Source organism: Treponema sp. Marseille-Q3903, from assembly GCF_014334335.1.
Lineage (GTDB): Bacteria > Spirochaetota > Spirochaetia > Treponematales > Treponemataceae > Treponema_D.
Genome location: NZ_JACSEU010000001.1, coordinates 1,173,926 through 1,198,634, shown reverse-complemented (window position 1 = coordinate 1,198,634; position 24,709 = coordinate 1,173,926). Strand labels below are relative to the sequence as shown.

The window sequence follows — 24,709 nt, the reverse complement described above, 5'->3', positions numbered from 1 at the left end:
ACTTGTCGTTGTTAATTAATTACTTTATGGAAAAATTCACTGACATTTATGCCGCTGACTATTTCTCCGGTTTTATAATGCTTTAAGATTCCATCTCGCCCTGTCGTAAGATGAGTCGAGGTAATTCCATGTTTTATAGAAGTGTCTGCTTCCATGAGCGCTGAAAAATGGTCACAGATGCGAACAAGCCGCCCGTCTACAGGCTGATATTCATCTGAATTATATTTTGTATTCAGCTCTTCCCACGAAACGAGTTTTACATTGCCATTTTTATCGATGATTCTATCTGCAAATTCATCGTTTGTGTAATATAAAACTTCTTCAACAAAGAAAGGTTCCATCAAAGGCACAAGTTCTTTGTTTACAATCTCGTCTTCAATTTTTTTTACGATGCCAGGGAGATCGTCAGTTGCCTGTTTGACAGGCGAAATTATATCTCGCGTTACAGATTCAGGCAGATCGTGAAAAAGTGCACTAAAATAATTGTTTATCATTCTCTGACGGCACATATTCGGATTCGATTCACGAGCCATCAGCATCGTCATTATCGCGACGTAAAAACAATGTCCCAAAACTGAAGTTGCTGGGACGCGTGGAGTCTGATTCCATCTAGTTTGAAAACGGAGTTGTTCAATTTTTAAAAGAAAATCATAAATTTTTTGATGGGTTATAAGTTTTTGAAGGCCTTCGAGGTCGAGATAAGGCTGTATTTCAGTTTCGAGTTCTATTCTGATATTTAAAAGGCGCTCCTTCTCATTTACAACAGCAAGCATTTCAAGTTCGCGCATTGTAGAGTACTTATGTGCCGCATGATAGATGCGGATTGTATCTCTCAATTCTTCAGGATACGGAATCGAGCCGGCTTTCATCCCTGTGTAAATAGTAAACTGCGAAAACAATTCTTCATCTTTTATAATCGGATTATAGCCTTTTAAAACCCATTCATTGAGCCTTGTGTATTCTTCTTTGAATTCCTTTTTGAGAAGTTGCTGAACAGGAGCTTTTATATCGCACAAAGAAATTTTACGGAATAGATCAAACAAAGAAGCGTACATCATCCATATCCAGTCGATTTTTTTTCCGCTGTTCTCTGCATATTTTCCAATTATATACGCCAAAATCATTTTTTCAGCAGCTTTGTCTGTCTCAACTAGGTCAAACGGACGGACAAGGTCGTTCCAGCGTTGAATTGAAAAACTTTCAAATATTTTTAAAGCGAGAGCTTTTTCCATTTTTTTAAATCCAAAATGATTTAGTTACTCAAACCTGATTTATGGTCAGAATCCATCTTATCTTTCCATACGATCGCTTTTTTCTTGATTTCTTCAGCCTGTTCAGAGTTTCCGATTGCAACGTTCAATTTTCTCAAAGCTAAAAGATACTTTATGGCATTTCGCATATCATCAATTCGGCGGGTAGAAAGTTCATATTTATCGCGATATGCAGTTGCAGAATTTGTCAGAAGCTTTGTAATCAGCCTGATATAAAGTACTGTAGTTTCATAATCTTCTGAATGAGGGTCAAAATAATCTTTTACGGAACTTCTCATGTCTATCAGATTTTTTGCAATTGTTGAAAAACGGCCTTCAAGTTCGACAAACGACCATTTCCATTTACTGTTATCACCGAAAGCATCTTTCAAAATAGTGATTGCAAGCCCAAGTTTTCGGATTATCATATAGCGGTTGGCAATTGAAACGCTGCTAATCTTTTCCAGCTTGTCAGAAAGCTCAGAGTAAGGGACATCAATTCCATCGGTGACAACTTCTTCAAGGTAGATGATTGCCTTGTAGAGAATCTTTCGGGCATCGTTTAAGGCATCGTTGTTCTTTACTTCCATCAATTTCAGTGAAAGACTGTTTTGAGCGATATAGAGTGAAGCTATATAAATCATATCTTCGCACAAGATGATTTTTTTATTTTCAAAATCGATATCACCGGCATGCATACCATTTAGCATAGTTTTTTCTTTTCCGAGAAGTGCTGTAATCTTTGCCTTGTAAGGCTGAATTGCTTCGCTAAAATGAAGCCTCGTTTCTTCAGAAATTTTAGCCATCAGATACCTCCGCTGTATTTTTCAAGTAGAGATTTTGCATGTTCCATAGATTGAGCAGTATCAGCATCGCCGGAAAGCATTCGTGCAATTTCTTTAACTCTGTCGTTGCCTTTTACAAAATAAACATTAGATGAAGTAAGCTCTCCTGAAACGCTTTTCTCTATCTTAATCTGATTATCGGCATAAACAGCGATGCTTGCAAGATGTGTAATACAAAAAATTTGACGATTTTTTGATAAATTCTTTATATGTGCCCCGACTGCAACAGCGACTTCTCCACCAATACCGGTGTCAATTTCATCAAACACAAGAGTTTCAACAGTGTCAGCTTTTGCAAAAATAGTTTTAAGCGCAAGCATAACCCGCGAAAGTTCACCACCGGAGGCAATTTTTGCAAGCGGCATCGGAGGATTTCCGGGATTTGCACTGATTAAAAACTCGATATCATCTTTTCCGTACGGTCCACAGCGCTGAACAGTATCGTTCCCTTCTTTTTGCTTAATGCTGACTGTAAACTTTGTTCCAAGCATCCCAAGATTTGCGAGAATTGAATCTACTGCAACATCAAGTTTTTTCGCAGATAAAATCCGCTTTTTAGACAAATCTTCCGCACGCAAAAGGACTTCTTTTTCAAGAATTTTTATCAATTCTGCAAGTTTTTCTTTTTTATTATTACCGTCCGCATTGCTTTCGATAAATTTTTGTGCCTGTTCAAAGTACGAAAAAACTTCGCCGAGAGAGGCGTTGACAGATGACGCATATTTTTTTTTGAGATTGTAAATCAAAGAGAGCCTGTCTTCCACAGTTTGAAGCCTGGAAGGGTCGTAGACAAGTTTATTTTTGTATGATGAAAATTCGTCGGCGATATCAGAAAGTTCGTAAAATGCCGATTCGAGTCTGGAATTCAGCGGCTCAAGGGCTTTATCGAGTTCGGCGGCATTAGAAGCGTCTCTGCGAATCTGCTTTAGAACAGATATAATCGAACTTTCAGAGTTGCTCATAGCATTGTCGATTGAATCTACATCAGAAAAGATTTTTTCGAAAGACATAAGCCTGCTCTGCTCTGCCTCAAGTTCAACATCTTCGTCTTTTTTTAGTTTTGCTTCCGAAATTTCTTTAACTGCAAAGTTCATCATATCAAGCTTTCGCAAACGTTCACTGTCAGAAGAATTATATAAATCAAGTTCTTTGCGAAGCTGCACGAGTTCTGCATATTTTTTTGTAAACTCTTCTACTTCAGTTGTGATTCCTGCGTTGGCATCAAGAAATTTTCGATGTTCTGAAATTTTCATCAGAGACTGATGTTCATGCTGTCCATGTATATCTACAAGAAATGAAGAAAATTGTGCGAGTTCTGCACGCGTGACGGGAGTGTCATTTATCCACGCACCTGATTTTCCTGTATCACGGATAAAACGACGAAGCAAAACCCTGTCATTTTCCTTTTCAATTCCGTGCATCGCCAGCCACTCAGATGCATTTATAGGCTCATCATCTTCACCAATAGAGTTGCGTATTTTTTCATTGGAAATCACAAAAGTTCCGCTTACACTAGCTTCATTCCTCGTTGCACGGATCTGACTGACATCAGCTTTACCGCCGAGCAAAAAAGAGAGTGCGCCTATCAAAATCGATTTTCCCGCTCCTGTTTCGCCGGAAAGGACTGTAAACCCATTTTCAAATTCAAGATGGTCAGATTCTATGAGCGCAAAATCTTTTATCGTTAAATCTTCAAGCATGAGGCACCCCCGACCAATTCAATTTTGACCTAAGCGCATTGTAAAACTTTTCAGTCGTGCAGGAAATAAGCTTTATGCTTTTTTCGTACTTTGAGACAGAAACTGTGTCGCCTAACTGCATCAAAAAAGGTTCCTGTCCGTCTATTGTTACGATAAGCTCTTTTGTGCGGCACTTCTCAACTGATATATCGAGTTTTCCGTCAGGATTTAAAATGATAGGGCGGCTTGAAAGTGAAAACGCATTGAGCGGAGTCAAAACAAGAACGTCGATATTGGGACCGACGATAGGGCCGCCTGCAGATGCCGAATAAGCGGTAGAACCAGTCGGAGTTGAGACAATAGCACCGTCGGCTTTCAATCTGCACAAAGGATTGTTGTTGTATTTTACAGCGAGAGAAACTGTCGTCGCAGCACCTTTTGCTGAAATCACGACATCGTTCAGTCCGAACGAAGAATAGACTGTCTTTCCGTCTCGTTGAACGCAAACTTTTATCATCAGGCGTTCTTCAATTTCGCATCGCCCGTCCAAATAGTTTTCAAGTTCTGTTTTCCATTCTTCCGGCTGAATAGATGCGATAAACCCAAACTCGCCGAGATTTACAGGAAAAACAGGAATATCGGCTTCTACAGAATTTCGTGCGGCAAACAAAACTGTTCCGTCCCCGCCAAGCGTGATGACAAAATCATAGCAGGAGAATTTCGGATTATCACTAAACCCATCAAAACTGAGAAAATCGAAGTGTATTTTTTTTGCTTTAAGAAAATCACCTATCTGTTTTGCAAGACTCATAGATGTATCTTTACTAATGTTTATAATGATCAGCGCTTTTTTCATTCTATCCTTTTGCTATGGCAGCGAATTCAAAACTTTTACAATCTTTGCAATTTCAGAATGCATAAGACGAGGATAAAGCGGAATATGAACACAGCGAAGGTACAACGATTTTGCATGAATGCATTTTTCAGACAATTCCTCTCTTAAAGCTATCACCGAGTTTTCGTATGCAAGTTGAATTTCGACATCTTTTTTTGCCGCATATTGTTTGACATCTTTGAAAGAACTCGAAAGAATCAATGGGAAACTGCACATTGTAGAACCGTCTTCCATCTCCCTTGCGTAAGTTTTATGGTGTCCAATCATACATGCCTGAAAGAACATAGAATATATTTCTTTGCGAGTTTTTTCATTGCGTGAAAACTCTTTTACCTGAACCCATGCGAGAGCGCAGTTTATATCAGGCAGAAGGTCTGTCAAAGGAGCTTGATCAACCCATTTTTTTAGGACAATCCATTCGCGTCGTCCCGCTGCCATTAAGACGGCTCCACCGCCGGCTGTTATGACATCCCTCTCTTCCATTCCAAGAATTGTGTAAACGCCGAACGTTCCGCAAGCTTTTTTATTTACATCAAACTCCGCGGAATCATGATTTTCGTCAGTTTTACTTGAATAATATGAACCTGCACTCTGAGAGATATCCTCAATAATCGGAACTCCAAGAGCAAAGATAGAGTCCATATCAGGAACGATTCCTTCTCCTTCATAAAGTATAAGAAGTTTTCCGCCGTCTTTTATTCCTTCTTCAACAATTTTAGCGTTGACAAGCCCGGAAGCTTCTTCAACATCGAGGACAAGCGGTTGATAGCCGAGTGAAACGACAGTCTGATACTGCCACGCAGGCGCAAGGGCTGAAATCATAATTTTTGATGCCGGTTCTAGGTCAAGAGAAACGAGTGCGTATTTTAGAGCAATTGCCGGGCTTCTTAAAGCGACAGCCCCATCGATCTTTATAAATTCTTTAATCGTCTGGATTAGTCTGGCATTGAGCTCACCCGGCCCGATTTTTTCATCAACCATGCAAGTCAGCACGGCATCCATCTCTTTTCTACGAATAGTTGTACTGTATGTCTGTATCATTTATTACTGTTTTTCGATAATCTTCTGCAATTCTTTAGCATTGAACAATTTACGAGTATTTAGCATGATTAAATAACCAACTTCTTCACGGATAACACCTTCAATGTATTCTGTCCCGATACCGCTGAGCATCTGAGGCGGTTCTTTGATATCTTCCATTTTGACAGAAACAACACGTTCAACTTTATCTATGATAATGCCGATTTTTCCACCGTCAATATTCAGGATTATAAAACCGCCTTCCATCTCGATATCTTCAGGTTTTTCATAAGTTTGAATTTTAAAACGTTTATGTAAATCAATAATCGGGATAATCTCCCCTCGAAGATTGATGATTCCCTCTACATAATATGGCGCATTTGGAATGACACGTACATTTTGAAGTCGAACGATTTCTTTTACATCCATGATGTTTACACCGTATAATTCTTCTCCAAGATGGAATGTTACCAATTGAAACTGAGAATCATTTGATATTTTTACTCCCATAAAATAATACCGCCTAAAATTAGAAATTACTATTTCATTATAATACTCTGATTTTAAGTGTTTTGCAATCCAAAGTTAATTGTATTTTTATTGCCTCCTTTTGGTTTCAGATAGTTTTTTCAACAGCTGATTCAGTCCACAACGAAAAGAGTGACGACGTTGACTATTCTAACTCCTGCTGATTTTAAGATTGCAGCACAACACTCGATTGTAGAGCCTGTCGTACAAACATCGTCTATAAGGCATACCTTTTCCGGTACTTTTCCAAAAAAAGGCTTTAATGAATATGCACTTTTGATCGTTTCCAGCCGTTCAACTCTATTCAATTGTTTTTGTTGCACGACAGAATTGCGTTCCAAAAGTTCATAAACATTAAAGCCATACCGCAATCTCAAAAATTCACACAAGTCATCAACCTGATCCCAGCCATTTTTTTTTATTTTACCTTTACGCGGCGGAACCGGAACAACTGAGTCAATTTCCATAACCTTCAAAACATCGCTTACAAGTCGTGCAAAAAATGAAGACATACATCTCTCACCATTTAACTTCCATCTATACAATAATTCTTTATTCCACAACCTATAAGAAAAAAGAGGTACGACTTTGTCCGCATGCTTCAGAACAGGCTCATCACGGCAGTTCATGCAAGTACCTTTTGTCGAAATCAATTCCCTGCCGCAGACAGCACATCGTTCAAATTCAAACACATCGTTAACAGAAAAATAACGTTTAGCGCATTCCTGACACAAAAGCAACGTTCTAAAAGATTTTTTCCCACAAACAACACATTCTTTTCCGCCACTGATAAACGAAAAGAACAACCTAACCGCCTGAACACAAAATTGTTTGCACTCAAAAAGTAAATGTTTCACACATATATAATGGTCACCGATATTCGATTTTATGAAGTTGAATTAAAAATTATTTTATTTTTTTATGAAATAAGTCTTTTGTGAAAAGAATATTTATTGATTGTTAAGTGTCTTTTGCCATCTTGAGATTATCTGAAGTGCATTTAATGGTGTCACATTGTCAACATCGAGTGAAAGAATCTCGGAGATTATTATCTCTTCATCGCTGAAAAGACCTGGTGTTTTGTAATTGTTTTCATCATTATTTTTTAAAGTATTGTTTTGTTCAGAAAGCGGAATATCTTCCATGAGAATAGGATTATCTTGGGCAAGCGACTGAATACGCGCTAGTATAACTTTTGCACGGTCAATAACGTTTTGAGGAATTCCTGCAAGGCGCGCTACATGAATTCCATACGAATTTGCAGTGACTCCTTCTTTCACTTTACGTAGGAAAACAACGGAACCGTTATCTTCGCGAACATCCATGCATAGCATCACAAGATGGGGGTTTTCCATCCTAGAGAGTTCATGATAGTGAGTCGCAAAAAAAGTTCTGCATTTGATTATATCTACAAGATATTCAGAAACAGCGCGGGCAATTGCAAGCCCATCCTCTGTAGAAGTTCCCCTGCCGACTTCATCCATGATTACAAGAGAACGCTCTGTCGCAGCATGCAAAATGTTAGCAGTCTCCGTCATCTCAACTAAAAAAGTTGATTCGCCTTTTGCAAGGTTATCGGAAGCTCCAACTCGACAAAATATCTTATCGACGATACCGATTTTTGCTTTGCTCGCCGGAACATAAGAGCCGGTTTGCGCAAGAAGTGATATCAGAGCATTTTGACGTAAATATGTACTTTTTCCAGCCATGTTGGGGCCTGTGATAAGAGCAAAAGATGGAATATCGTCGCTGCCGGCAGACAAAAATGAATTGTTTGGAACAAATTCTCCAGTTGGGATATGATTTTCTACGACAGGATGTCGCCCATCAGTTATCTCAAAAATACAAGAATCGTCGATGTCGGGGCATACCCAGTTGTGCTCGATTGCAGCATGAGCAAAAGAGGCTGAAACATCAGTATCAGCTATTTCCTCTGCAATCTGTAAAAGATACGGAATATATTGATGGAGAGAGCTTCTTACCTCTATAAATAAATCGCGTTCAAGCTCCAAAACCTTTGTAGAAGATTCATTCAAATCCATTTCCAGCTGCTGAAGCTTTTCCGTAGTATATCTGTCGCAGTTTACAAGCGCACGTCTCATGATAAAATGAGGCGGAACGTAAGAAAGCTTTCCTTTGCTTATCTCAATAAAATATCCGAAAGCGTTTGTATATTTTATGCGCAGGTTAGAAATTCCTGTTTTTTGTTTTTCTTCTGCTTCATATTCTGAAAGAACTTGATTAAAATTGTCATGAATTGAACGCCAGTGATCTAATTCTTTAGACCAGCCTTTTTTTATAATTCCGCCTTCAGTCAAAGAAGTCGCAGGTTCGTCAAGAATTGAATTTGAAATCAAACAACATATTTTTTCAGAGTTTTCCGATGATATAAAAGAAAAATCGAAAGCCTCAATATATCCTTTTATCTTGCACCACGATTCCAAGCTTGTGCGAAGAGCTTGTAAATCTTTTGCATGTGCTTTATCCATAGCGATTCTGCCGGCAAGCCGTTCAACATCGAGAATTGAACTTAAATCGTTTTTTACTTTTGCAAGGAGATTTCTGTCTTTGTAAAAACTTGTGATTCGTTCCTGCCGACGTTCAATCTGTTTGATATTTGTAAGAGGAAACAAAAGCCAATTTCGCAAAAGTCTTCCGCCAATTGCAGTCTTCGTAAAGTCTACGCATTCGAGGAGCGAAAATTGAGAACTGCCATCACGCATATTTTCAGTGATTTCGAGGTTGCGCCGTGATGAATCATCGAGCATCAAAAAATCACTGTCGCTGTAAACAGAAATAGAGCTGACATGAGGAATATCTGAATTAGTCGTCTTTTCAAGATAGTCGAGCAAAAACCCTGCCGGCACAACTTCAGGGCTGTCTTTTTCAAGCGAAAATGCCTTCAGATTTGCAGTTTTAAACTGATTTGTAAGCTTTTTAAATGATAACTCGGACGAAAAATCCCAATCAGGATAATACGAAACTGAAATGTTTCCGTAAGAATCTAAAACTGTGCGGATATCTTTATTTGTCTTTAACGATATAGGAAGCAAAAGTTCACGAGGAGATGCTCTGTTCAACTCTTTTGCAAAATTTTCAGTCATTTTTGCAGCCGACCACGAAGTCGCACTAAAAGAAGATGTCGTCACATCGATATAAGCAAACCCTGCTCTTCCTTTTGTGATTGACAAAGAAGCGAGATAATTTGCTTTGTAACCGTCGAGGTATTCAGATTCAACAGCTGTGCCCGGCGTTATTATCTCTACAACTTTGCGCTCTGCAATCCCTTTCCCGGCTTTTGGAATTTCACCGACTTGTTCGCATATTACAATTTTTTTCCCAAAACGCAAAAGCCTTGCTATGTAGATCTTCGCCGCATGATAAGGAATTCCGCACATAGGTTGTGAAGCTCTGTGTGTCAATGTTAAATTCAAAAGACGCGATACTTCTACCGCATCTTGATTAAACATTTCATAAAAATCGCCTAGCCTAAAGAATACAACATCATTTTTATATTTTTCTTTAATCCCTTGATATTGAATCATCATCGGGGTTAAATTTTCGTTGTCTGCCATTAAATATCTGCCGTCAAAACTTATAGACTAAAACTTATAATCCCAGCTCATTTATAACTTGATTTGTGATGTCTACTGATGAACTGTACCACAGAATTGCATTTGATTCCTGGAGGCTCAAAATCATGCTGTAACTGCCGCTTTCAGCGATTTTAGCGAGCGTGCTGTATAATTTTTTGTAAAATTCATCTGAACTCTGCAACGTTTTTTGGATTGATTCAAGCTCAACATTTTTAGCATTTGTATATTCTTTTAGATAATCTTTTTTCTTTGTAATTTCAGCTTCTGTTTTCAATGCTGCTGCGCTGTTTCCGTTTCCTTCCTGCTCAACTTTTTTTTGTTCAAGCTTTTTAATCTGCTCGTACTGCTTATCGATTTCAGCCTGAAATTCAGCTTTTTTATTTTCATAATTTCTGACAGGAGTAGATTTTCTAAAATATGTTTCGTAAACTTTTGCAGTATCAACTACACCGAATTTTGTAACCTGCTGAGAAAATGCAGGGATAGCGATAAAGACAAATGAAATTACACAGATAAAACATTTTAATTTTCTCATATAATCCTCTTACAAACTAATAATTTACAATATTGAAAGAAAGCACAAACTGGAACGGATCGTCTTCAAACTTAAACGCACCGTTATCATATCTGAATTTCCAAGAAAACAAAAGATTGAGCGGAAGCTGCGGCAAAAGGAATCTGATTCCAGGTCCGAAACTGAAGTAAAAATCAGGGAGACCGAGTTTTGACATTTCAGAAACTGTCGGTTTTACAGCAATCATATCAAAAAATCCGTCAACACCGATGATTCCCGGAACTACAGGCATTCTAAGCTCAAGTTTGTTTGAAAGCAAAGCTTGCCCTCTTGTAGATTTTGCGATGTCTGTCCAACCGCGACCGTTGAACATGCCGTCTACATAGAGTTTATTCGAACTGCTGATACCTGACGCTGTGGGGAATAATCCTGTAAACTGGGCTATATCTGCAAGTATGAGTTTAAGTCCCCACTTTTCCGTAAACGGAATGTTCAAAAGAGTTAGATAGCCTTCAAGCTTTGTGTCGCTTTTAAGAAAGAATTCTTTTTCAACGGCAGGAAGAAGCCCGTACCATGTCAAACGTTCGCTTCCAAACCATCCTCTAGATGGATAATAGTTATAATCGCGGTTATCAACTGAAAAACTTGCATAGATAGAGTTTGAAACTCCCCATCTGTTAGCATACATAGAAATACCCGAATCGACAGGGACATTAAGCGCTTGATCATAGATGTTGTTTGTCAAAGAGTTTGAAATGCCTGAAGCAACTGTAAGAATTGCGTAATCTGGTGTCCATCGCCTTGAAACTCCAGTGCCTAGCTGCAAATTCCAGTTTTGGTAAGTCATATAGTATTTATTTTGGACTAGAGACAAAGATGGAGTCCAATAATTTGTAAGCCCTGTAGTTGTTGAATGCGACAGAGAAAGTGAAGAGCTTAATGCAATCGGCATATCGCCAATCCAGTTTTGTCCGTAATTCAGCTCTGCAGTCTGCGTCGTATTTGAAATATTTGTAGATACAGAAAAAGATCTTCCTTCTCCAAGAAGATTTGAGTTTTCATATTTCAATTGAAGTGAAATAGGAATTGTGCCGGGGTCGGTAGTTCCTGAAAAAGCAAACCCGAATACAAGCATGTTTGTGTTCTGTTCTTCTACCGAAAATATAAGGTTTACAAGGTTTTCTTCAGAACCTTGAATAACATCAGGTACTATATTTGAAAAATAACGGAGGTTCATCAAGTTTCTAAGTCCGTTTATAATTTTGCTTTGAGAAAAAACATCTCCCGGCGTAATAGGAATTTCACGCCTTATTACGTATTCTTTTGTCTTGTTGTTGTCTTTGATGATGATATTTTCAATATGGCTTCTAGAGCGTTCCGTTATTGAGAGCGTATAAGAAATTTCATGACGGTCCGTATCTTTTACAGGGACAGGCTTGTACTCATTCATCATATAACCATTTTGAGAATAAACACTCGTGATTGCAGAAATGTCTTCACGAAACTTTGTCTCATTAAAGATAGCGCCTTCTTTTAGTTTCTGACCATTGAGAAGTTCTTCATCTGTAAAAACTTTATTTCCTGTAATTTTTATCCCAGCATACTTGTATTGAGGGCCTTCTTGAATTACAAAAGTAATTGAAAGCTCATCTCTCTGTTTTTCAGGATTTTCCTGAGATTCGATTTTTACATCGAGGATGCCGGCATCTGCGTAACCGCGTTCACGATAATAATTGAGAATTACCAATTTATCTTTTTCAAGAGTTGAAGGCTGATATGCTCCATCGCGGAACAATCCGATTTCTTTCAGTTCAAGTTTGCCTTTTAATGCTTTAGCAGAGACAATCGAATTTCCTGTAAAATCAATACTTTTAATTACAGTGCTGTTACCTTCGTTGATATTGAAAATCACTGTAATTCCTTCGTCGTTAGATTCAACCTCGTGACTTACTGTAGAATTTGTATAACCTTTTGAAAGGTAGTAGTTGCGGATTATGCGTTCATCAAGAAGGATTTTAGATTCAATGAATATATCGTTTGTCTTAGCTTTAATCTGCTCTCTAAGTTCTCCGTTTCTGATTTTTTTGTTTCCGCGGAATTCGATTGATTTTATCACAGGTCTCTCTGTAACTTCAAAAACAAGGAGAACATCGTTTTTAGCGATATTGTTGTGCTTTGCATAAGGGACTATATCTTCAAAATAGTCAAGGCTATATAACTTATCAAGGATGTCGTTATATAAATCTTCTGTAAAAGGTTCGTCAATAAAAGAACTTGTTATACCTGTTAAGTCTGATTTTTTTACATTTTTAAGCCCGTTGAATTCAATCTTTGATATCGGTCTGTTCCAATACCAGACGTCTTCTTCGGCAGAGACTGAAAACAATGAAACAAGAATGACAAATATTACAGAAAATCTTCGATGCATTTTTTTTAACTCCTATCAATAAGTGTATTTCCATGAAAGAGAAACTGTCGTGGAAGGAACGAATTGATTTTTTAACAAAGCATTCAAATCAGGAGCCACATTTACGCGGACATTCGGCATAAACAAATTAGGCGACTCCAATTCCATACCAAATTCAGGCTGGAACAATATCTTAGAAAAGTTGCTGTCTTCGAATGAAAAATGGATCATCGCATCGACATACAAAGAACTTCCCAGGTATTTACCCATATAAACAGTCGTGTTATCCAAAAAGTTACTTATTTTGAAGTCATCTTCAGAAAATTTTCCGGAAACACTCATGTTGTAAGTATTTTGAAGAATGTTAGTTCGTATTGAGAATATATCAAAATTAAGCATGTTTCGCAATCCGTTTTCAAATTCACGCATAACTGTAGATTGAATAGCATAATCGGAAGCAGCAAAAAGAAAATTTGTCGCATTTGCTGAGTCTGCGATCACAATTTGACCGAGCATGCTTTGAATTTCTCTCTCAGATTTTGGTGGCTCAGATGAAAAAGACGGCTTAAGGTCAAGCAAATATTGATTTTCAACGCTCAAGATAATTTTTACGTTCTGGCTCTTATCGTCACGCTCACGAGTTTCGGCATTTAGAGTTACAAGAGGATTTGTAACATCATCTTTGTTGAACTTGATTGCACCTGACTTTATGTAGAAACTTCTATTCAAATATGAAATATCACCTGATTTTAGATTCAAAGCTCCATCGATCGCATACGTTGAATTTTCTTCATCTATGACAACCCTGAGCTGCGTATTTGGCACAAAGACACAGCGTAAAAGCGGATCAAAACGAACAGAAGCATGAGTTCCAAGAAAAACTTGCAAATTGCATGAAATTAAAACAGAAGGAGCGGAAGAACTCTCGTAATTCAATTCTGACACATCAGTTTTTGAGCTGGAAGCAAGTGTATTGTTGAAATTGATAAGTTGTTTTGTAAGCTCAACATCTTCGCCCACAACTCTACCTGCAATTTTAAAAACAGGGTCTTCATAGTAAATGTTTAAATCTGCGGAGACATCTCCTTCAAAAGTCAAGCCGTCATTGTCATAGAAAATCGGAAATTTGTCTTTTTCGGGAGTTTTGATATTTCCTTCGATGTGGTCGAGCGACCATTTATTCATCACAATTGTCCAATCGGTGTGAAGCCGCTGGTTAGATTTTATTGAAAGTGTCGCATCTGGAATTGAAAGTTCTCCATTTTCCATTGTGGCAAAGATATCGTTAGCTGTTAGTTTTTGTTTTGTAAACATCGGAAGCCTCAACAGCGGGTTTGAAATCTTTGCAGCTCCATTTAATTCTGGGTTATCGATTGTGCCGGTCACGACGATATTTCCTGTAAGAATACCTCTGTCTATTTCAAAATATTTTGCAAAATCTGTATAAGCAAATACTTTTTGAACATCGCAGTTTACATCGTAGAGTTCAAGATTGCATGTCTCGGATGTGACAAAACCGTCAAGCTTTGCAGTCATAAAATCGCGATTGTCGAGGTTTAATTGCAAAATACCATCTGCCGTATACTGCCCCGAAAGCCCTATGTTCTCCGACGAATTGATGTCGAATATCTTGTCATTATAGATTGCCGAAACGGAAATCGGGAATTTTTTACGGATGAAGTTTCCGCCGACTTCTTTTGCCGAAAGATTTATAGAAATTGAATCAGGCAAAAGCTTCCCTTCAGATTTTACAGCGTTGTTTGCTGAAAGTTTTACAGGAGCCGAAATTATCTTATCTTGATAGACATTGTAACTTGCATCACAAGAGGCCTCTAGCGTCATTTCCGATATAGAACAATTTGCTTTAATATTGTCAAGCTTGAGGTTGCCAAAATCAATATCAACATCATCGATTGAAATATCTCGATCTTCAAGGACAATATTTCCGTTTCCTGTCAATTTATCTGATGCGATGATCACAGATGCGTTATCGACAGAGAGGGCAGCATACGGATGTTCAACTGTTCCCGACGCATACAAAGAGGCAGTCAGCAAATTATTGTCGTTCTGTTGATTTGCAAATCTGTTCAAACTGAAATTCTTCAACAGAACCTGAAAGTTCATATAGATATTTTTCATCAGAGTTTCGGCATTTAAGCCTACCCCATCTGGATTAGACAAACTTCCGTCAACAGCTATGCTTTCTTCTTTTATTGGATTATTGAGTTTTAGCACAACGCCGACAGAATCAAAAACATCCTGATTGAAATTGATTATAAAATCTGCATTGCCTTCGAGTGTGGAATACAAATCAGTATACGAAATTGAATTTAACTGAGCGCCGTACTTTGTTATGTTACCGGTCAAAACTGCTTTAGGATTTACAGAAACATTGCTTCCAGTCCCTTCAACTTGAAACTGCTGAAGCTGAATCTGAGGACCGTTTTCATTGTCATAGCTGAAGTTTGAGCGCGTTGAAAGCACCAAAGAATTTTCCAGGATTTTTAAAGGCAGATTTTCGAATGAGACGTGACCGTTTATCACATCCTTATCTTTTTTTTGTGCCAGACGAACTTCCACATCTGTGCCATAGTCGCCTGTTATCGTGACAACTTCAGGCATAAAAGTCCCTGAAAAATGATATGGAATTGAACCTGCATTTAAATCTGCCAAAAAGAATGCGTCATGAGTTTCCGGATTAAAATCAAGGGAAGCAGATGCGTTTAATGCGTATTTCCCATAGACTACGGAAAGCTGATTTAGCTGAACGCTCTGGTCACTTCCATTTATAGAAAACATAAATACTTGATTGTCTTTTTGAGTGTTTGCGAGAAGCACGTACGGGACGTTGTAAGAATACGTCTTCAAATTTGTCATGAGATACATGTCGCCTGACAGCATATATGGAGAGAGCGTTGAACGGAAACTTTCAATTTTCGAACTCAAGTTTTCATTAAAAAACTGTGCGGCGATGTCTGCGACGCTGTCTAAATAAATACTGTTCAGAGAAGCGCTTGTCTGAAAATAATTTGAGCTAAGCAAGTAACTGCCGTCAATCTTCACAACTCCCGGTTCAGAGCCGCCGCTCTCTTTTGACTTTGAATAATCATACGCTTCAAGGGCAAAATCGTACGAATCTGATTGCGGAACTACAGACAATTGAATTGCAGTAAGCGCTCTCGAACCGATAAAAAGCTGTGGCGAAAATGCTATAAACCCGGAGTCTTTAGGGTCAAAATATATCTCTGTAGAAATGGATTTTCCGTTATCTAGGACAAAATCAGAAATTTCAATCAAACCAGAAAGCTGAAGAGCTTTATATATCAATGAAAGCTTTGCAGAAGCGTTGCACCGCTTGCCCTTCACAGAAAGTTTTTCGAGTTCAAATGATTTTTCATCTCCATAAGCAGAGAACGAAACGTTTGCTCCATCAGGAAAAACAGCAGGAGGAAGAAAAATGCCTGTATTAGAACGAAAATTCACAGTCTTGTCTGTCAAGTTACTCGTTAAAATCGTGTTCGTATCTAGACGGACATCTTTGAACTTTGCGATTTCTTTTTGTTTTGAAAAGACAGAAATCATAGAGACCGGATTCAGCTTTTCAGTCCTGAGCTGAACATTTGCATCTGTAGTGTCAAAATTATACGAAATACCTACAGAAATAGGATTTACAGCCTGAATTGAATGTATCTCTACTGAACGGTCGGAATAAGACGCATGGAGATTGAGCTTTGGAATTTTATATTCGCCGTCGCTAAAATTTCGGAGTTTTACATTGACTTGAGAATTATCCAACTCCTCCATTATATCTCCGTTTAAATCGAGCTTTCCCAAAATTGTTTTTTTATAATTTTTTAAGGTGAGCTGCACTGATGATTCAACATCAACTTTTGTGATTCGAGAAGCAATTTTGTTATTTACAGATATATTTTTTACAGATAGAACACAGTCGTAAAGCTGTTCGGAATATGAAAGTTTTATATTCTTGAGTTTAATGTTTTCCGGCACTTTTTGTCTGATTTTTTTCATTTCAAAAGAACCTGATGAACTGTTTTTTTCAATTTTTTTAATAAAGTTTATGACTTTGCTTAAGTCGGCATCTATACCATCAACGACGACACTAGAAATCCCGTCTTGAAAATCTCCTTTTATGAGTTTGAACAATTTGAAATTTACACGAGTTTTGTCTACAGAAAGTAATTCACTTTTTGAACTGTCAACTATCTTTATTTTTTTGATATAAAAGTTTGAAAGAATTGATGGGGAAACAGATTCGTAAGAAAAAAGAATTCCGGTTTTTTCATAAAATGACTCTCTAAATTTGTTGATTTTTTTATCGATAGCTGAAACGAATGCTTTTTTTATCGGCACCGAAATCAGCAGAGAAACGAACGTAAGAAAAATTACAATGTAGCTTAGGACATGTCCTTTTTTGTATAAAGAGCCCATTTTAGTCTGTATATTATATCAAAAAAATTAAGCCTCATATAGTACATTTTAGTTTAACAGTTTATAATCAGCTCCATGATACTTAAAAATTTTATTGTCTTTGAAGGAATAGACGGCGCTGGAACTTCAACCCAGATAAAGAAATTGACAGCCATAGATCCTATTAATTTTGTCGCTACTTCGGAACCGACTGCAGGTGCGACTGGCAAGTTTTTACGTCAAATGCTTTCGGGAGATTTTAAAGTTGATGAAAAGACAAGCGCATACCTTTTTGCGGCGGATAGATGTGAACACATATTTGGAAGAGGAGGAGTAAAAGAGCTTATAGATTCTGGAAAAATCGTCATAAGCGACAGATATTTTTTTTCAAGCCTTGCATATCAGTCTATCTCCTGCGGAGAAGAATTGCCGCGTCTTTTAAACTCTCCTTTCCCACTTCCTGAAATTTTATTTTATTTTGAAATAGACCCTGAAATTTCGCTTGCAAGGGTAAATGCTCGAAATGAAAAAAAAGAGATTTACGAAAAGCTCGAGCTACAGAAAAAAATTGCGGCACAATACGAAATAGTGATAAAAGAATATGAAAAAAAATCTCAGGAGACAGGAATTAAAATTGTGCGTATAGATGCGACTGACAGCATTGAAAATATCTCTAATACGATAAAAAAATATTTCCGATAATCAAAATGTGAAAAAGCGTATCATCTCATTACTTTTCGTCGCATTTATAGTTTTCTCCGTTTCGTCTCCGGTTTACGCCTACGTGGTCAAATACAAAGAAGACTGGTACAAACTCTATCACGTTCATTACCAACAGTATCCTGATGACTGTATAGAAAATATTTATTGGCTTGAAAAAGCAGTTCAAGCCGATTTTTGCAATCCTCTGTTTGTCGATATCAAAATAACGACGGAAAAAGAATGGGAAAAATACAGATATCTTTTTCAAATGCACATAAATCTCAAGTTGATTGAACAGCATTTAAGAGCCGGCCGCACGTTCGATAAAAAATGTATCTATTTTTACGATGCTCCTTGGAAAGATGAATATCTTCGCAATATGGAAACGGCTTTAACTTATTACAAAGCCGGTCTTTATTATTGGAAAGAAGCAAAAGTCTGGTGTGAAAAAGCTAATGCTTCCTCTTTTAATTTTTTATATATAACGGATAAACAAAACTGGGAAGACGAACGTGAAAGGATTGTCACAGGTGAATTGGATTACGAAAAAATGTTAAACCGCGAAATTTCTCGCCTCGAAAAAAATATAAAACAACTTAACGAAATGGATAAAAAATACTAAGATGTCATCATTATGGCAGAAGAAAAGTTGTTTATTTCTTATCCTTCGATTAGTCCGGGCACAAAAAAATCAGAAATTTCATTTATTTCGGGTGTTCCAAACTTAAATTCAATTTTTGAACATGATAACAATTCAGATAAGCCGGATGATAAAGCTTACATCGGCAACACTCCGCGCAGATTTTTTGTCACAGATGTTACGGTTTCAAAACTCGACTGCATGAGCAATTTTATTTCTAAATTCAACGACGGCGCTTATGGTGACGACCGGCTTATAATTCTCGAATCAGGAGAGCATTACAAGACAATTGAAAGCGTATTAAAAATTGTGACTGCTGCCGTAAACGCAGGTTTCACGCGCAATGATGTTTTTGTCGGAATCGGTGGTGGTGTTGTATGCGACATAACATCATTTGCTGCATCAATTTTTAAACGAGGTGCATCTGTTCAGCTTATTCCAACGACACTGCTTGCGATGGTAGATGCGTCTATCGGCGGTAAAACCGGCTGCGACTTTGACAATTACAAAAACATAATCGGGACGTTTTTTCCTGCATCAAAAATTTTCATTTTCCCAGAATTTGTCGATTATCTTCCTGAAAACCAGTACAACTCAGGGCTTGCAGAAGCATTTAAAACAGCGCTCCTTTTTGACAAAGAGCTTTACAATTTATTTAAAGACAATGCAGATAAAATCAACAGGCGAGACAAATATATTCTTGAGTTTATGATAAAAAGATGCGTCGCCGAAAAATGTAAAATCGTAGAGCAGGATTTTACTGAAAAAGGAATTCGTGCAACACTGAACCTCGGTCATACTTTCGGTCATGCGCTCGAAACAGTTGCAGGACTTGGCAGCATAACTCACGGCTACGCTGTTGCTTGGGGAATCGGGCGCTCTGTAGAACTGGCATATAAAAAAAATTACTGTGCAGAGGCGTTTCGCGACGAAGTTTTTGAAATCCTTAAAAAATACGGCTGGGCAACCGGCGCAATCCCAAAAATTGTAATAGGAGAAAGAGCCGGAGAGCGCCTTATTTTCGTCATGCACAACGACAAGAAAAACATCACGAACAAGGTCAGACTTATAATACAAAAAGGAGTTTGTGACACTGTGATTGAAGAGACAGATGATCAAGATATTCTTTCTGTTTTAAAATAGATTTACTTTACTGTTACAGAGACATTCATGGATTATAAAAAGCACTATTTTGACTGGGCAGCAACAAGCCCTGCCGATGAAGACATATTAAACGAAGCAGTTAAAATCTCTCTCGAAAACTGGGGAAATCCTTCAGGCTCAAATACAGTCGGGAAAAAAGCAAAAACAATTCTAGAAGAAGCGCGTTCGACAGCAGCAAAAGCGCTCGGAGTAAAACCAGATACAATCTACTTTACTTCGGGCGGAACAGAAAGCAACCAGATTCCACTTCTCGCTGTCATGTCAAAACCGCTAAAAGGCACTGTTTTAATAAGTTCAATCGAACACCCGGCGGTAAAAGCTCAAGCAGAGGCGATGAAACACTGCGGCTGGAATGTCGTTGAAATTCCTTCAAATACTGACGGAATTATTGAGCCCGAAGCAGTTACATCACTTCTCACAAACGACACAATGATTGTTGCTGTCATGGCAGTAAACAATGAAACAGGTTCTATTCAGCCGATATATGAAATTGCAGATGCCATAACTAAAGCATGCGAAGGTAAACGCCGTCCGAAATTTCACGTTGACTGTGTTCAAGCTGTCGGAAAAATCAGCATAGACTTAAATTACAAAGGAATTGACAGCGCAGCGCTTAGTTCACACAAAATCTGTGGTCCTCGCGGAATAGGCATTCTCTATATGAAAGACTCAATTGAACCTTTTTTGCGCGGCGGCGGACAAGAAAAAGGTATCAGAAGCGGCACTGAAAATGTTCTCGGAGCTGTTGCATTTTCAAAATGTCTTTTGCGGTATTTCAACAAAGACAATTCGGCACAAAAAGCAAAAACAGATGAATTTATTGAACAACTTTCAAAGCTCCCCGGATGCACAATAGTGCCGCCATCTCGCATTGAAAAAAAAGATTTATTTTCTCCGTTTATAGTTCAGGCAGCGTTTGCACATATTCCGGGCAACGTTATGCTTCGTTCGCTTGACGCAATCGGTTTTTACATTTCGACAGGAAGTGCCTGCTCTTCTAAAAAAAACTCGAGACCTGTCCTAGAAGCAATGCATGTCCCATCTGAAATTCGTGAGACAGCGGTGCGTTTCAGTTTTGGGCAGCACACAACTCCGCAGGCAATAGACGAATTGTATGACGCAATTTTGTCTGTCACAAAACAGTTTAACAGATGAGAATATAGCGCATAAAAATTCGTCTGCTTGAGCATTTCGGCTGAGCACAATGACGTGACAATTTCTCATTTTTTGAGGTATAATAAAAACCACATTAATTTGAGGTAAAACATGAACAAAGAATTTCTTCCCTACGACGTAGTGCGCAATAATGCATTAAAACTTGCACATAAAATATATAAAGATGGATTTATTCCGGATGTAATATATTGTTCTTTACGCGGCGGTGCGTATATGGCAAATGTAATCAGCGAATACTTTAAAATTGTTGCAAAAAAAGAACACTTTCATCCTGTTCTTTACGCGGGAGTTGTTGCCCGTTCATATTCAGATGTTGCACAGCACACAAAAGTTTACATAGACGGATGGACATATCCTCCTGAAAACCTTAGACCGGGAGACAAAGTTTTGTTGATTGACGACATTTTTGACTCAGGACGCACAATCAACTGCCTTGTTGAAACTCTTATGAACACACGCGGCATGCCACGAGAAGACATCAAAGTTGTTGTTCACGATTATAAATATTACAGATATTTAACTGAGCAGCTTCCTATCCATCCTGACTATTTCTGCCGAAAACTCATAATTGAAAGTCCGGAACAAAACAACTGGATTCACTATATGAGCCACGAGCTTGTAGGGCTGACAAAAGAAGAATTGGAAAAAAATTATTATTCACACGATCCTGAATTAAAAGTAGTTTTAGGACCGTTCTTTGAATTGTAATTTTTCAGAGGTCACAGCATAACAAACGGAAATCAGTATGAATAAAAAATCACTTTTTGTATTATTAGTCGTTTTTTTTCTTTCGGCAAATTCAATTTTTGCACAGATTGAAATGATCAGCCCTGTTGAAGGCATCTGGGCAAATAAACAGATGTTGGTGATTGAAAATAAAGGCGACGGTGATTTTTTTTATTCTGTGGACGGTTCAGACCCTGAGGCGTTCGGATTTGCATATGATGGTCCTGTTATGCTCGACGTAAACGGCGTTGTAAAGTTAAACGTAACTCATATCCGCTCAAACAAAACAAAAGAAACAGCATCTGTCACATATTCAGTTTACGAAGATGATGCTTCTAAAACAAATTACAGTGACCTTGTAAAAACTTTTTATGATAGCGGAATATTAAATTACAGTGCCGGAGCAAAACTCAAAATTCCCGAGAATCTTTTTTACAGTTTTGGGCTCCCGCCGGATTCTTTTATAAAAGGAAGAACACTTTCATTAAGTTCTTCATGCATTCTCTCGCGCTACATTCCGTGCACCATTTTTGATAAAGAGAAAAATTTAAAGTACAGGTTTATAATCCGCACACTTCCACAAAATGCAGGCATATTCAGCCACCGCGATGTTCCTTTCAAAATAACAGATTGGGAAACAATTGATTTTATCGACAACAGCTATATTTTCAAAATTGATTCGGAATATTGGGGGCTTCCTTCTGAACCGAGAAAAATTGACAGAACAGTCAGCCACATGATTTCATGGCAAAGCATAGATTACGACGCTTCAAATCCGATAGATTTTTTTGTACTTCCACCAAAGCCCGAAATCATTGAGACAAAACACGAAGATGACAGCGTTATTTATACAATTGCAGGCGATTCGTCTTATGCGATGAGCATATTGAATCAAGAAAAAGAAGAATATACGGAATTTTTTACAGAAGCAGGAGTCGATGTTTTTTACGGTGACAGAGTTTCAGGCAAGTTCAGTATAGGAATATTTTCCGATTCAGTTTATCAAGGAAATTATCTCGTACAATACGACATCAACAAACGACCGCCTTCGACGCCTGATATAAAATCGAATGCTGACAGTTTTTATTCACGAGACGACGTCACAGTCAAAGTCAAAGCGGAACAGGGAAATGAACTTTACATTGCACTTAGCGAACCTTACAAAATTGAAGACATAACGACCACTTACAATTCTCAAACACAGTTGTTGAAAAATATCGAAATCGGCGAATTCAAAAAAGCAAAAAAAGATTCTTTTTCAATCAACTGGAAGCAGAATTCTATAAATCCTGTCTATTACAAGCTCGCTGCATATTCAAAAAACGGTAAAAATCAGAGCGAGGTCGTTGAATACAGCGTGATAATCGATCAGTCAAACTATTATTTTGATGAGAAAGCCGACGATGATGGAGACGGAACTTTGGAACGTCCTTTTAACTCTTTTGAAAAATTTGAAAATGCACTCTCGTCTAAAAGAGTTGTAAAACTTCACACAAAAGGCAACATGCATGTAAACAAAAATTATAAAGTCTCAGCAAATTTTGAGATTATAAACGATGGTGATGCAAGGTTTGTTTTTGAGCAAGGTGGCTCTCTTGAAGTAAGCACAGCGACGCTGGAATTGAATAACTGTCAAATTCAAAAAAAATCAAGCGCTGAAATGAAAAATGAAAAACCTCTTATAAAACTTGAAAATTCGGTACTTACAATAAAAGATTGCATCATCAGTGCGAATTTTACGAAAAACGGCACAATCATCGATTCATATAACTCGATAATAAACATCTCGGGTACTATCGGCTCCGCAAATGCAATTTCGTACGCATCGTTTATATCTTCTGTAAAATCACGGTTGAACATAAAAAACAGTTCTTTGAGTACAAATGCAAGCACAAATGTAGTGATTTCTGCAAATGGCGGCACAGTCGCTTCGACGGGCAACACTTTTACTGTTTCTGGAAAATCAGGGCGAATTGCAGAATTGTTCGATGTAAAAGCATCTTTTGTTCAAAATAAATATAAGTCAAACATAAAAGATTCTGTGACGATGATAACGCCTGTCTACAAAAACAAAAATACAAAGCTTACGGAAAAGGACAATGAGCAATCAGGATTCTAAAATCATTACAGTAGGTTTTGATGAAGCCGGCCGAGGGCCTTTGGCAGGTCCTGTGATTGCTGGAGCTGTGATTTTACCGGGAGACTTTCCGATTGAAATATTAAATGATTCAAAAAAACTTTCCGAAAAAAAGCGCGAAACAGCAGAAATGATTATCAAAGAAAAAGCGTGCTGGGGAATAGGGCTTGTAGACCACGCAACAATTGACAGAATCAATATTTTGCAGGCAAGCATGCTCGCAATGAAGATTGCGTTTGAAAACATGATGGAAAAGTTTCCGCAATGGTGCAAAAAAAATAATATAGATTGCGAAGAATTGGAATTAAACGGAATTACAGATGGGACAAAGTGCCCTGATGTACCGATAATTTGCAGATGTGAACCGAAAGCCGATGGAAAATATCAGCCTGTGATGGCTGCAAGTATACTCGCAAAAGTCTGCCGTGACCGCATAATGTTAGAGATGGATAAAAAATATCCTGAATACGGTTACGCAAAACACAAAGGATACCCTACTTCCGACCACAAAGCCGCTTGTAGAAAAATTGGTCCATCACCGATTCAAAGGCTTTCATTTAAATATTGATTTTTTGGCCGTTACTCGCTGATTTCTTTTTTAGAAACGATGTGAATCACTTTTCCTGTGCGTTTAATTCCGTCGTCAATTTTTTCGGATTTTTCTCCTTTAGAAGATTTTACACGGTACATTTTTTTGCCGGCACCGTATTTTGCATCTTTAGCTTCACGTTTTTCACGCCTGTTTTTTGCGCGTTCTTTTCGGTCTTTTTCTACAAAGTCGAGAGATTTTTCCATCCCCTGCAAAAACTGCTGCATATCATCGGCAAAAATTGCAATCTGATGGCGGTCAGCTTCAACTCCGTCCCGATTTTTGCTTTCTACAATCTGAAGGAATACGTCTCCTGTTCTGTTTTCTTTTACATTGAAAAAATATGAACGATTGTCAAGATAAACCTGTGTTGTGAAAAGTTCGCCGCGCGCTCCCATAATAAGCTCCTTTGA

The 24,709-nt window shown here is 38.0% G+C and carries 19 protein-coding genes; 7 read left to right on the top strand and 12 right to left on the bottom strand.

What is annotated here, in order from left to right; translation table 11 throughout:
* Positions 1–11 precede the first annotated feature (11 nt).
* The 11 genes from H9I37_RS05400 to H9I37_RS05350 form a co-directional block, all read right to left on the bottom strand.
* The gene (locus H9I37_RS05400) at positions 12–1,232 is read right to left on the bottom strand and encodes an HD domain-containing protein (protein WP_187381439.1); all 1,221 of its coding nucleotides are present in this window, start codon (positions 1,230–1,232) and stop codon (positions 12–14) included.
* A 20-nt stretch (positions 1,233–1,252) separates the two neighbouring features.
* A complete protein-coding gene (locus H9I37_RS05395) occupies positions 1,253–2,056 on the bottom strand; it encodes a hypothetical protein (RefSeq protein WP_187381438.1) in 804 nt (267 codons plus the stop codon).
* Positions 2,056–3,795 (bottom strand): DNA repair protein RecN, encoded by a 1,740-nt coding sequence (gene recN / locus H9I37_RS05390; protein WP_187381437.1) that lies wholly within the window; start codon positions 3,793–3,795, stop codon positions 2,056–2,058. The genes H9I37_RS05395 and recN overlap by 1 nt, the downstream gene beginning before the upstream one ends.
* On the bottom strand, positions 3,788–4,630 hold the full coding sequence (locus tag H9I37_RS05385) for an NAD(+)/NADH kinase (protein WP_187381436.1): 843 nt from the start codon (positions 4,628–4,630) through the stop codon (positions 3,788–3,790). The genes recN and H9I37_RS05385 overlap by 8 nt, the downstream gene beginning before the upstream one ends.
* Positions 4,631–4,642: 12 nt before the next feature.
* Positions 4,643–5,710, bottom strand: coding sequence for a DegT/DnrJ/EryC1/StrS family aminotransferase (locus tag H9I37_RS05380; protein ID WP_187381435.1), 1,068 nt, complete (start codon positions 5,708–5,710; stop codon positions 4,643–4,645).
* Between the two features lie 3 nt (positions 5,711–5,713).
* Positions 5,714–6,199 (bottom strand): chemotaxis protein CheW, encoded by a 486-nt coding sequence (locus H9I37_RS05375; RefSeq protein ID WP_187381434.1) that lies wholly within the window; start codon positions 6,197–6,199, stop codon positions 5,714–5,716.
* Positions 6,200–6,330: 131 nt separating this feature from the next.
* Positions 6,331–7,023 (bottom strand): ComF family protein, encoded by a 693-nt coding sequence (locus H9I37_RS05370; protein ID WP_222864181.1) that lies wholly within the window; start codon positions 7,021–7,023, stop codon positions 6,331–6,333.
* Between the two features lie 144 nt (positions 7,024–7,167).
* Positions 7,168–9,792, bottom strand: a complete 2,625-nt coding sequence (mutS, locus tag H9I37_RS05365; RefSeq protein ID WP_255422499.1) for a DNA mismatch repair protein MutS — start codon at positions 9,790–9,792, stop codon at positions 7,168–7,170.
* A gap of 34 nt (positions 9,793–9,826) precedes the next feature.
* Complete coding sequence (locus tag H9I37_RS05360; RefSeq protein WP_187381432.1) at positions 9,827–10,348, bottom strand: OmpH/Skp family outer membrane protein; 522 nt, start codon at positions 10,346–10,348, stop codon at positions 9,827–9,829.
* A 16-nt stretch (positions 10,349–10,364) separates the two neighbouring features.
* Complete coding sequence (gene bamA / locus H9I37_RS05355) at positions 10,365–12,755, bottom strand: outer membrane protein assembly factor BamA (RefSeq protein WP_187381431.1); 2,391 nt, start codon at positions 12,753–12,755, stop codon at positions 10,365–10,367.
* Between the two features lie 15 nt (positions 12,756–12,770).
* Entirely contained in the window at positions 12,771–17,183 is a 4,413-nt protein-coding gene (locus H9I37_RS05350) for a translocation/assembly module TamB domain-containing protein (protein WP_187381430.1), read from the bottom strand.
* A gap of 75 nt (positions 17,184–17,258) precedes the next feature.
* On the opposite strand from H9I37_RS05350, the gene tmk reads away from it, so the two are divergent.
* The 7 genes from tmk to H9I37_RS05315 all read left to right on the top strand — a co-directional run bounded on the left by tmk (position 17,259) and on the right by H9I37_RS05315 (position 24,275).
* The gene (gene tmk, locus H9I37_RS05345; protein WP_187381429.1) at positions 17,259–17,864 is read left to right on the top strand and encodes a dTMP kinase; all 606 of its coding nucleotides are present in this window, start codon (positions 17,259–17,261) and stop codon (positions 17,862–17,864) included.
* Positions 17,865–17,871: 7 nt separating this feature from the next.
* Entirely contained in the window at positions 17,872–18,486 is a 615-nt protein-coding gene (locus tag H9I37_RS05340; RefSeq protein ID WP_370586895.1) for a hypothetical protein, read from the top strand.
* Between the two features lie 12 nt (positions 18,487–18,498).
* Positions 18,499–19,647: a 3-dehydroquinate synthase gene (locus tag H9I37_RS05335; protein ID WP_187381428.1), complete on the top strand. Its 1,149-nt coding sequence runs from the start codon at positions 18,499–18,501 to the stop codon at positions 19,645–19,647.
* A gap of 27 nt (positions 19,648–19,674) precedes the next feature.
* The gene (locus H9I37_RS05330) at positions 19,675–20,823 is read left to right on the top strand and encodes a cysteine desulfurase family protein (RefSeq protein ID WP_187381427.1); all 1,149 of its coding nucleotides are present in this window, start codon (positions 19,675–19,677) and stop codon (positions 20,821–20,823) included.
* A 111-nt stretch (positions 20,824–20,934) separates the two neighbouring features.
* Positions 20,935–21,552, top strand: coding sequence for a phosphoribosyltransferase (locus H9I37_RS05325; protein ID WP_187381426.1), 618 nt, complete (start codon positions 20,935–20,937; stop codon positions 21,550–21,552).
* A gap of 37 nt (positions 21,553–21,589) precedes the next feature.
* Positions 21,590–23,689 (top strand): hypothetical protein, encoded by a 2,100-nt coding sequence (locus H9I37_RS05320; protein WP_187381425.1) that lies wholly within the window; start codon positions 21,590–21,592, stop codon positions 23,687–23,689.
* Positions 23,670–24,275: a ribonuclease HII gene (locus H9I37_RS05315; protein ID WP_187381424.1), complete on the top strand. Its 606-nt coding sequence runs from the start codon at positions 23,670–23,672 to the stop codon at positions 24,273–24,275. Before H9I37_RS05320 ends, H9I37_RS05315 begins: the two co-directional genes overlap by 20 nt.
* 11 nt (positions 24,276–24,286) lie before the next feature.
* On the opposite strand, the gene H9I37_RS05310 is transcribed toward H9I37_RS05315, so the two are convergent.
* On the bottom strand, positions 24,287–24,694 hold the full coding sequence (locus H9I37_RS05310) for a DUF3276 family protein (protein ID WP_187381423.1): 408 nt from the start codon (positions 24,692–24,694) through the stop codon (positions 24,287–24,289).
* Positions 24,695–24,709: the final 15 nt, after the last annotated feature.

What these genes read in the sequence shown, in the direction of transcription:
- H9I37_RS05400 (WP_187381439.1), bottom strand. Translation starts at nt 1,232, where the DNA reads ATGGAAAAAGCTCTCGCTTTAAAAATATTTGAAAGTTTTTCAATTCAA.
- H9I37_RS05395 (WP_187381438.1), bottom strand. Translation starts at nt 2,056, where the DNA reads ATGGCTAAAATTTCTGAAGAAACGAGGCTTCATTTTAGCGAAGCAATT.
- recN (WP_187381437.1), bottom strand. Translation starts at nt 3,795, where the DNA reads ATGCTTGAAGATTTAACGATAAAAGATTTTGCGCTCATAGAATCTGAC.
- H9I37_RS05385 (WP_187381436.1), bottom strand. Translation starts at nt 4,630, where the DNA reads ATGAAAAAAGCGCTGATCATTATAAACATTAGTAAAGATACATCTATG.
- H9I37_RS05380 (WP_187381435.1), bottom strand. Translation starts at nt 5,710, where the DNA reads ATGATACAGACATACAGTACAACTATTCGTAGAAAAGAGATGGATGCC.
- H9I37_RS05375 (WP_187381434.1), bottom strand. Translation starts at nt 6,199, where the DNA reads ATGGGAGTAAAAATATCAAATGATTCTCAGTTTCAATTGGTAACATTC.
- mutS (WP_255422499.1), bottom strand. Translation starts at nt 9,792, where the DNA reads ATGGCAGACAACGAAAATTTAACCCCGATGATGATTCAATATCAAGGG.
- H9I37_RS05360 (WP_187381432.1), bottom strand. Translation starts at nt 10,348, where the DNA reads ATGAGAAAATTAAAATGTTTTATCTGTGTAATTTCATTTGTCTTTATC.
- bamA (WP_187381431.1), bottom strand. Translation starts at nt 12,755, where the DNA reads ATGCATCGAAGATTTTCTGTAATATTTGTCATTCTTGTTTCATTGTTT.
- H9I37_RS05350 (WP_187381430.1), bottom strand. Translation starts at nt 17,183, where the DNA reads ATGGGCTCTTTATACAAAAAAGGACATGTCCTAAGCTACATTGTAATT.
- tmk (WP_187381429.1), top strand. Translation starts at nt 17,259, where the DNA reads ATGATACTTAAAAATTTTATTGTCTTTGAAGGAATAGACGGCGCTGGA.
- H9I37_RS05335 (WP_187381428.1), top strand. Translation starts at nt 18,499, where the DNA reads ATGGCAGAAGAAAAGTTGTTTATTTCTTATCCTTCGATTAGTCCGGGC.
- H9I37_RS05330 (WP_187381427.1), top strand. Translation starts at nt 19,675, where the DNA reads ATGGATTATAAAAAGCACTATTTTGACTGGGCAGCAACAAGCCCTGCC.
- H9I37_RS05325 (WP_187381426.1), top strand. Translation starts at nt 20,935, where the DNA reads ATGAACAAAGAATTTCTTCCCTACGACGTAGTGCGCAATAATGCATTA.
- H9I37_RS05320 (WP_187381425.1), top strand. Translation starts at nt 21,590, where the DNA reads ATGAATAAAAAATCACTTTTTGTATTATTAGTCGTTTTTTTTCTTTCG.
- H9I37_RS05315 (WP_187381424.1), top strand. Translation starts at nt 23,670, where the DNA reads ATGAGCAATCAGGATTCTAAAATCATTACAGTAGGTTTTGATGAAGCC.
- H9I37_RS05310 (WP_187381423.1), bottom strand. Translation starts at nt 24,694, where the DNA reads ATGGGAGCGCGCGGCGAACTTTTCACAACACAGGTTTATCTTGACAAT.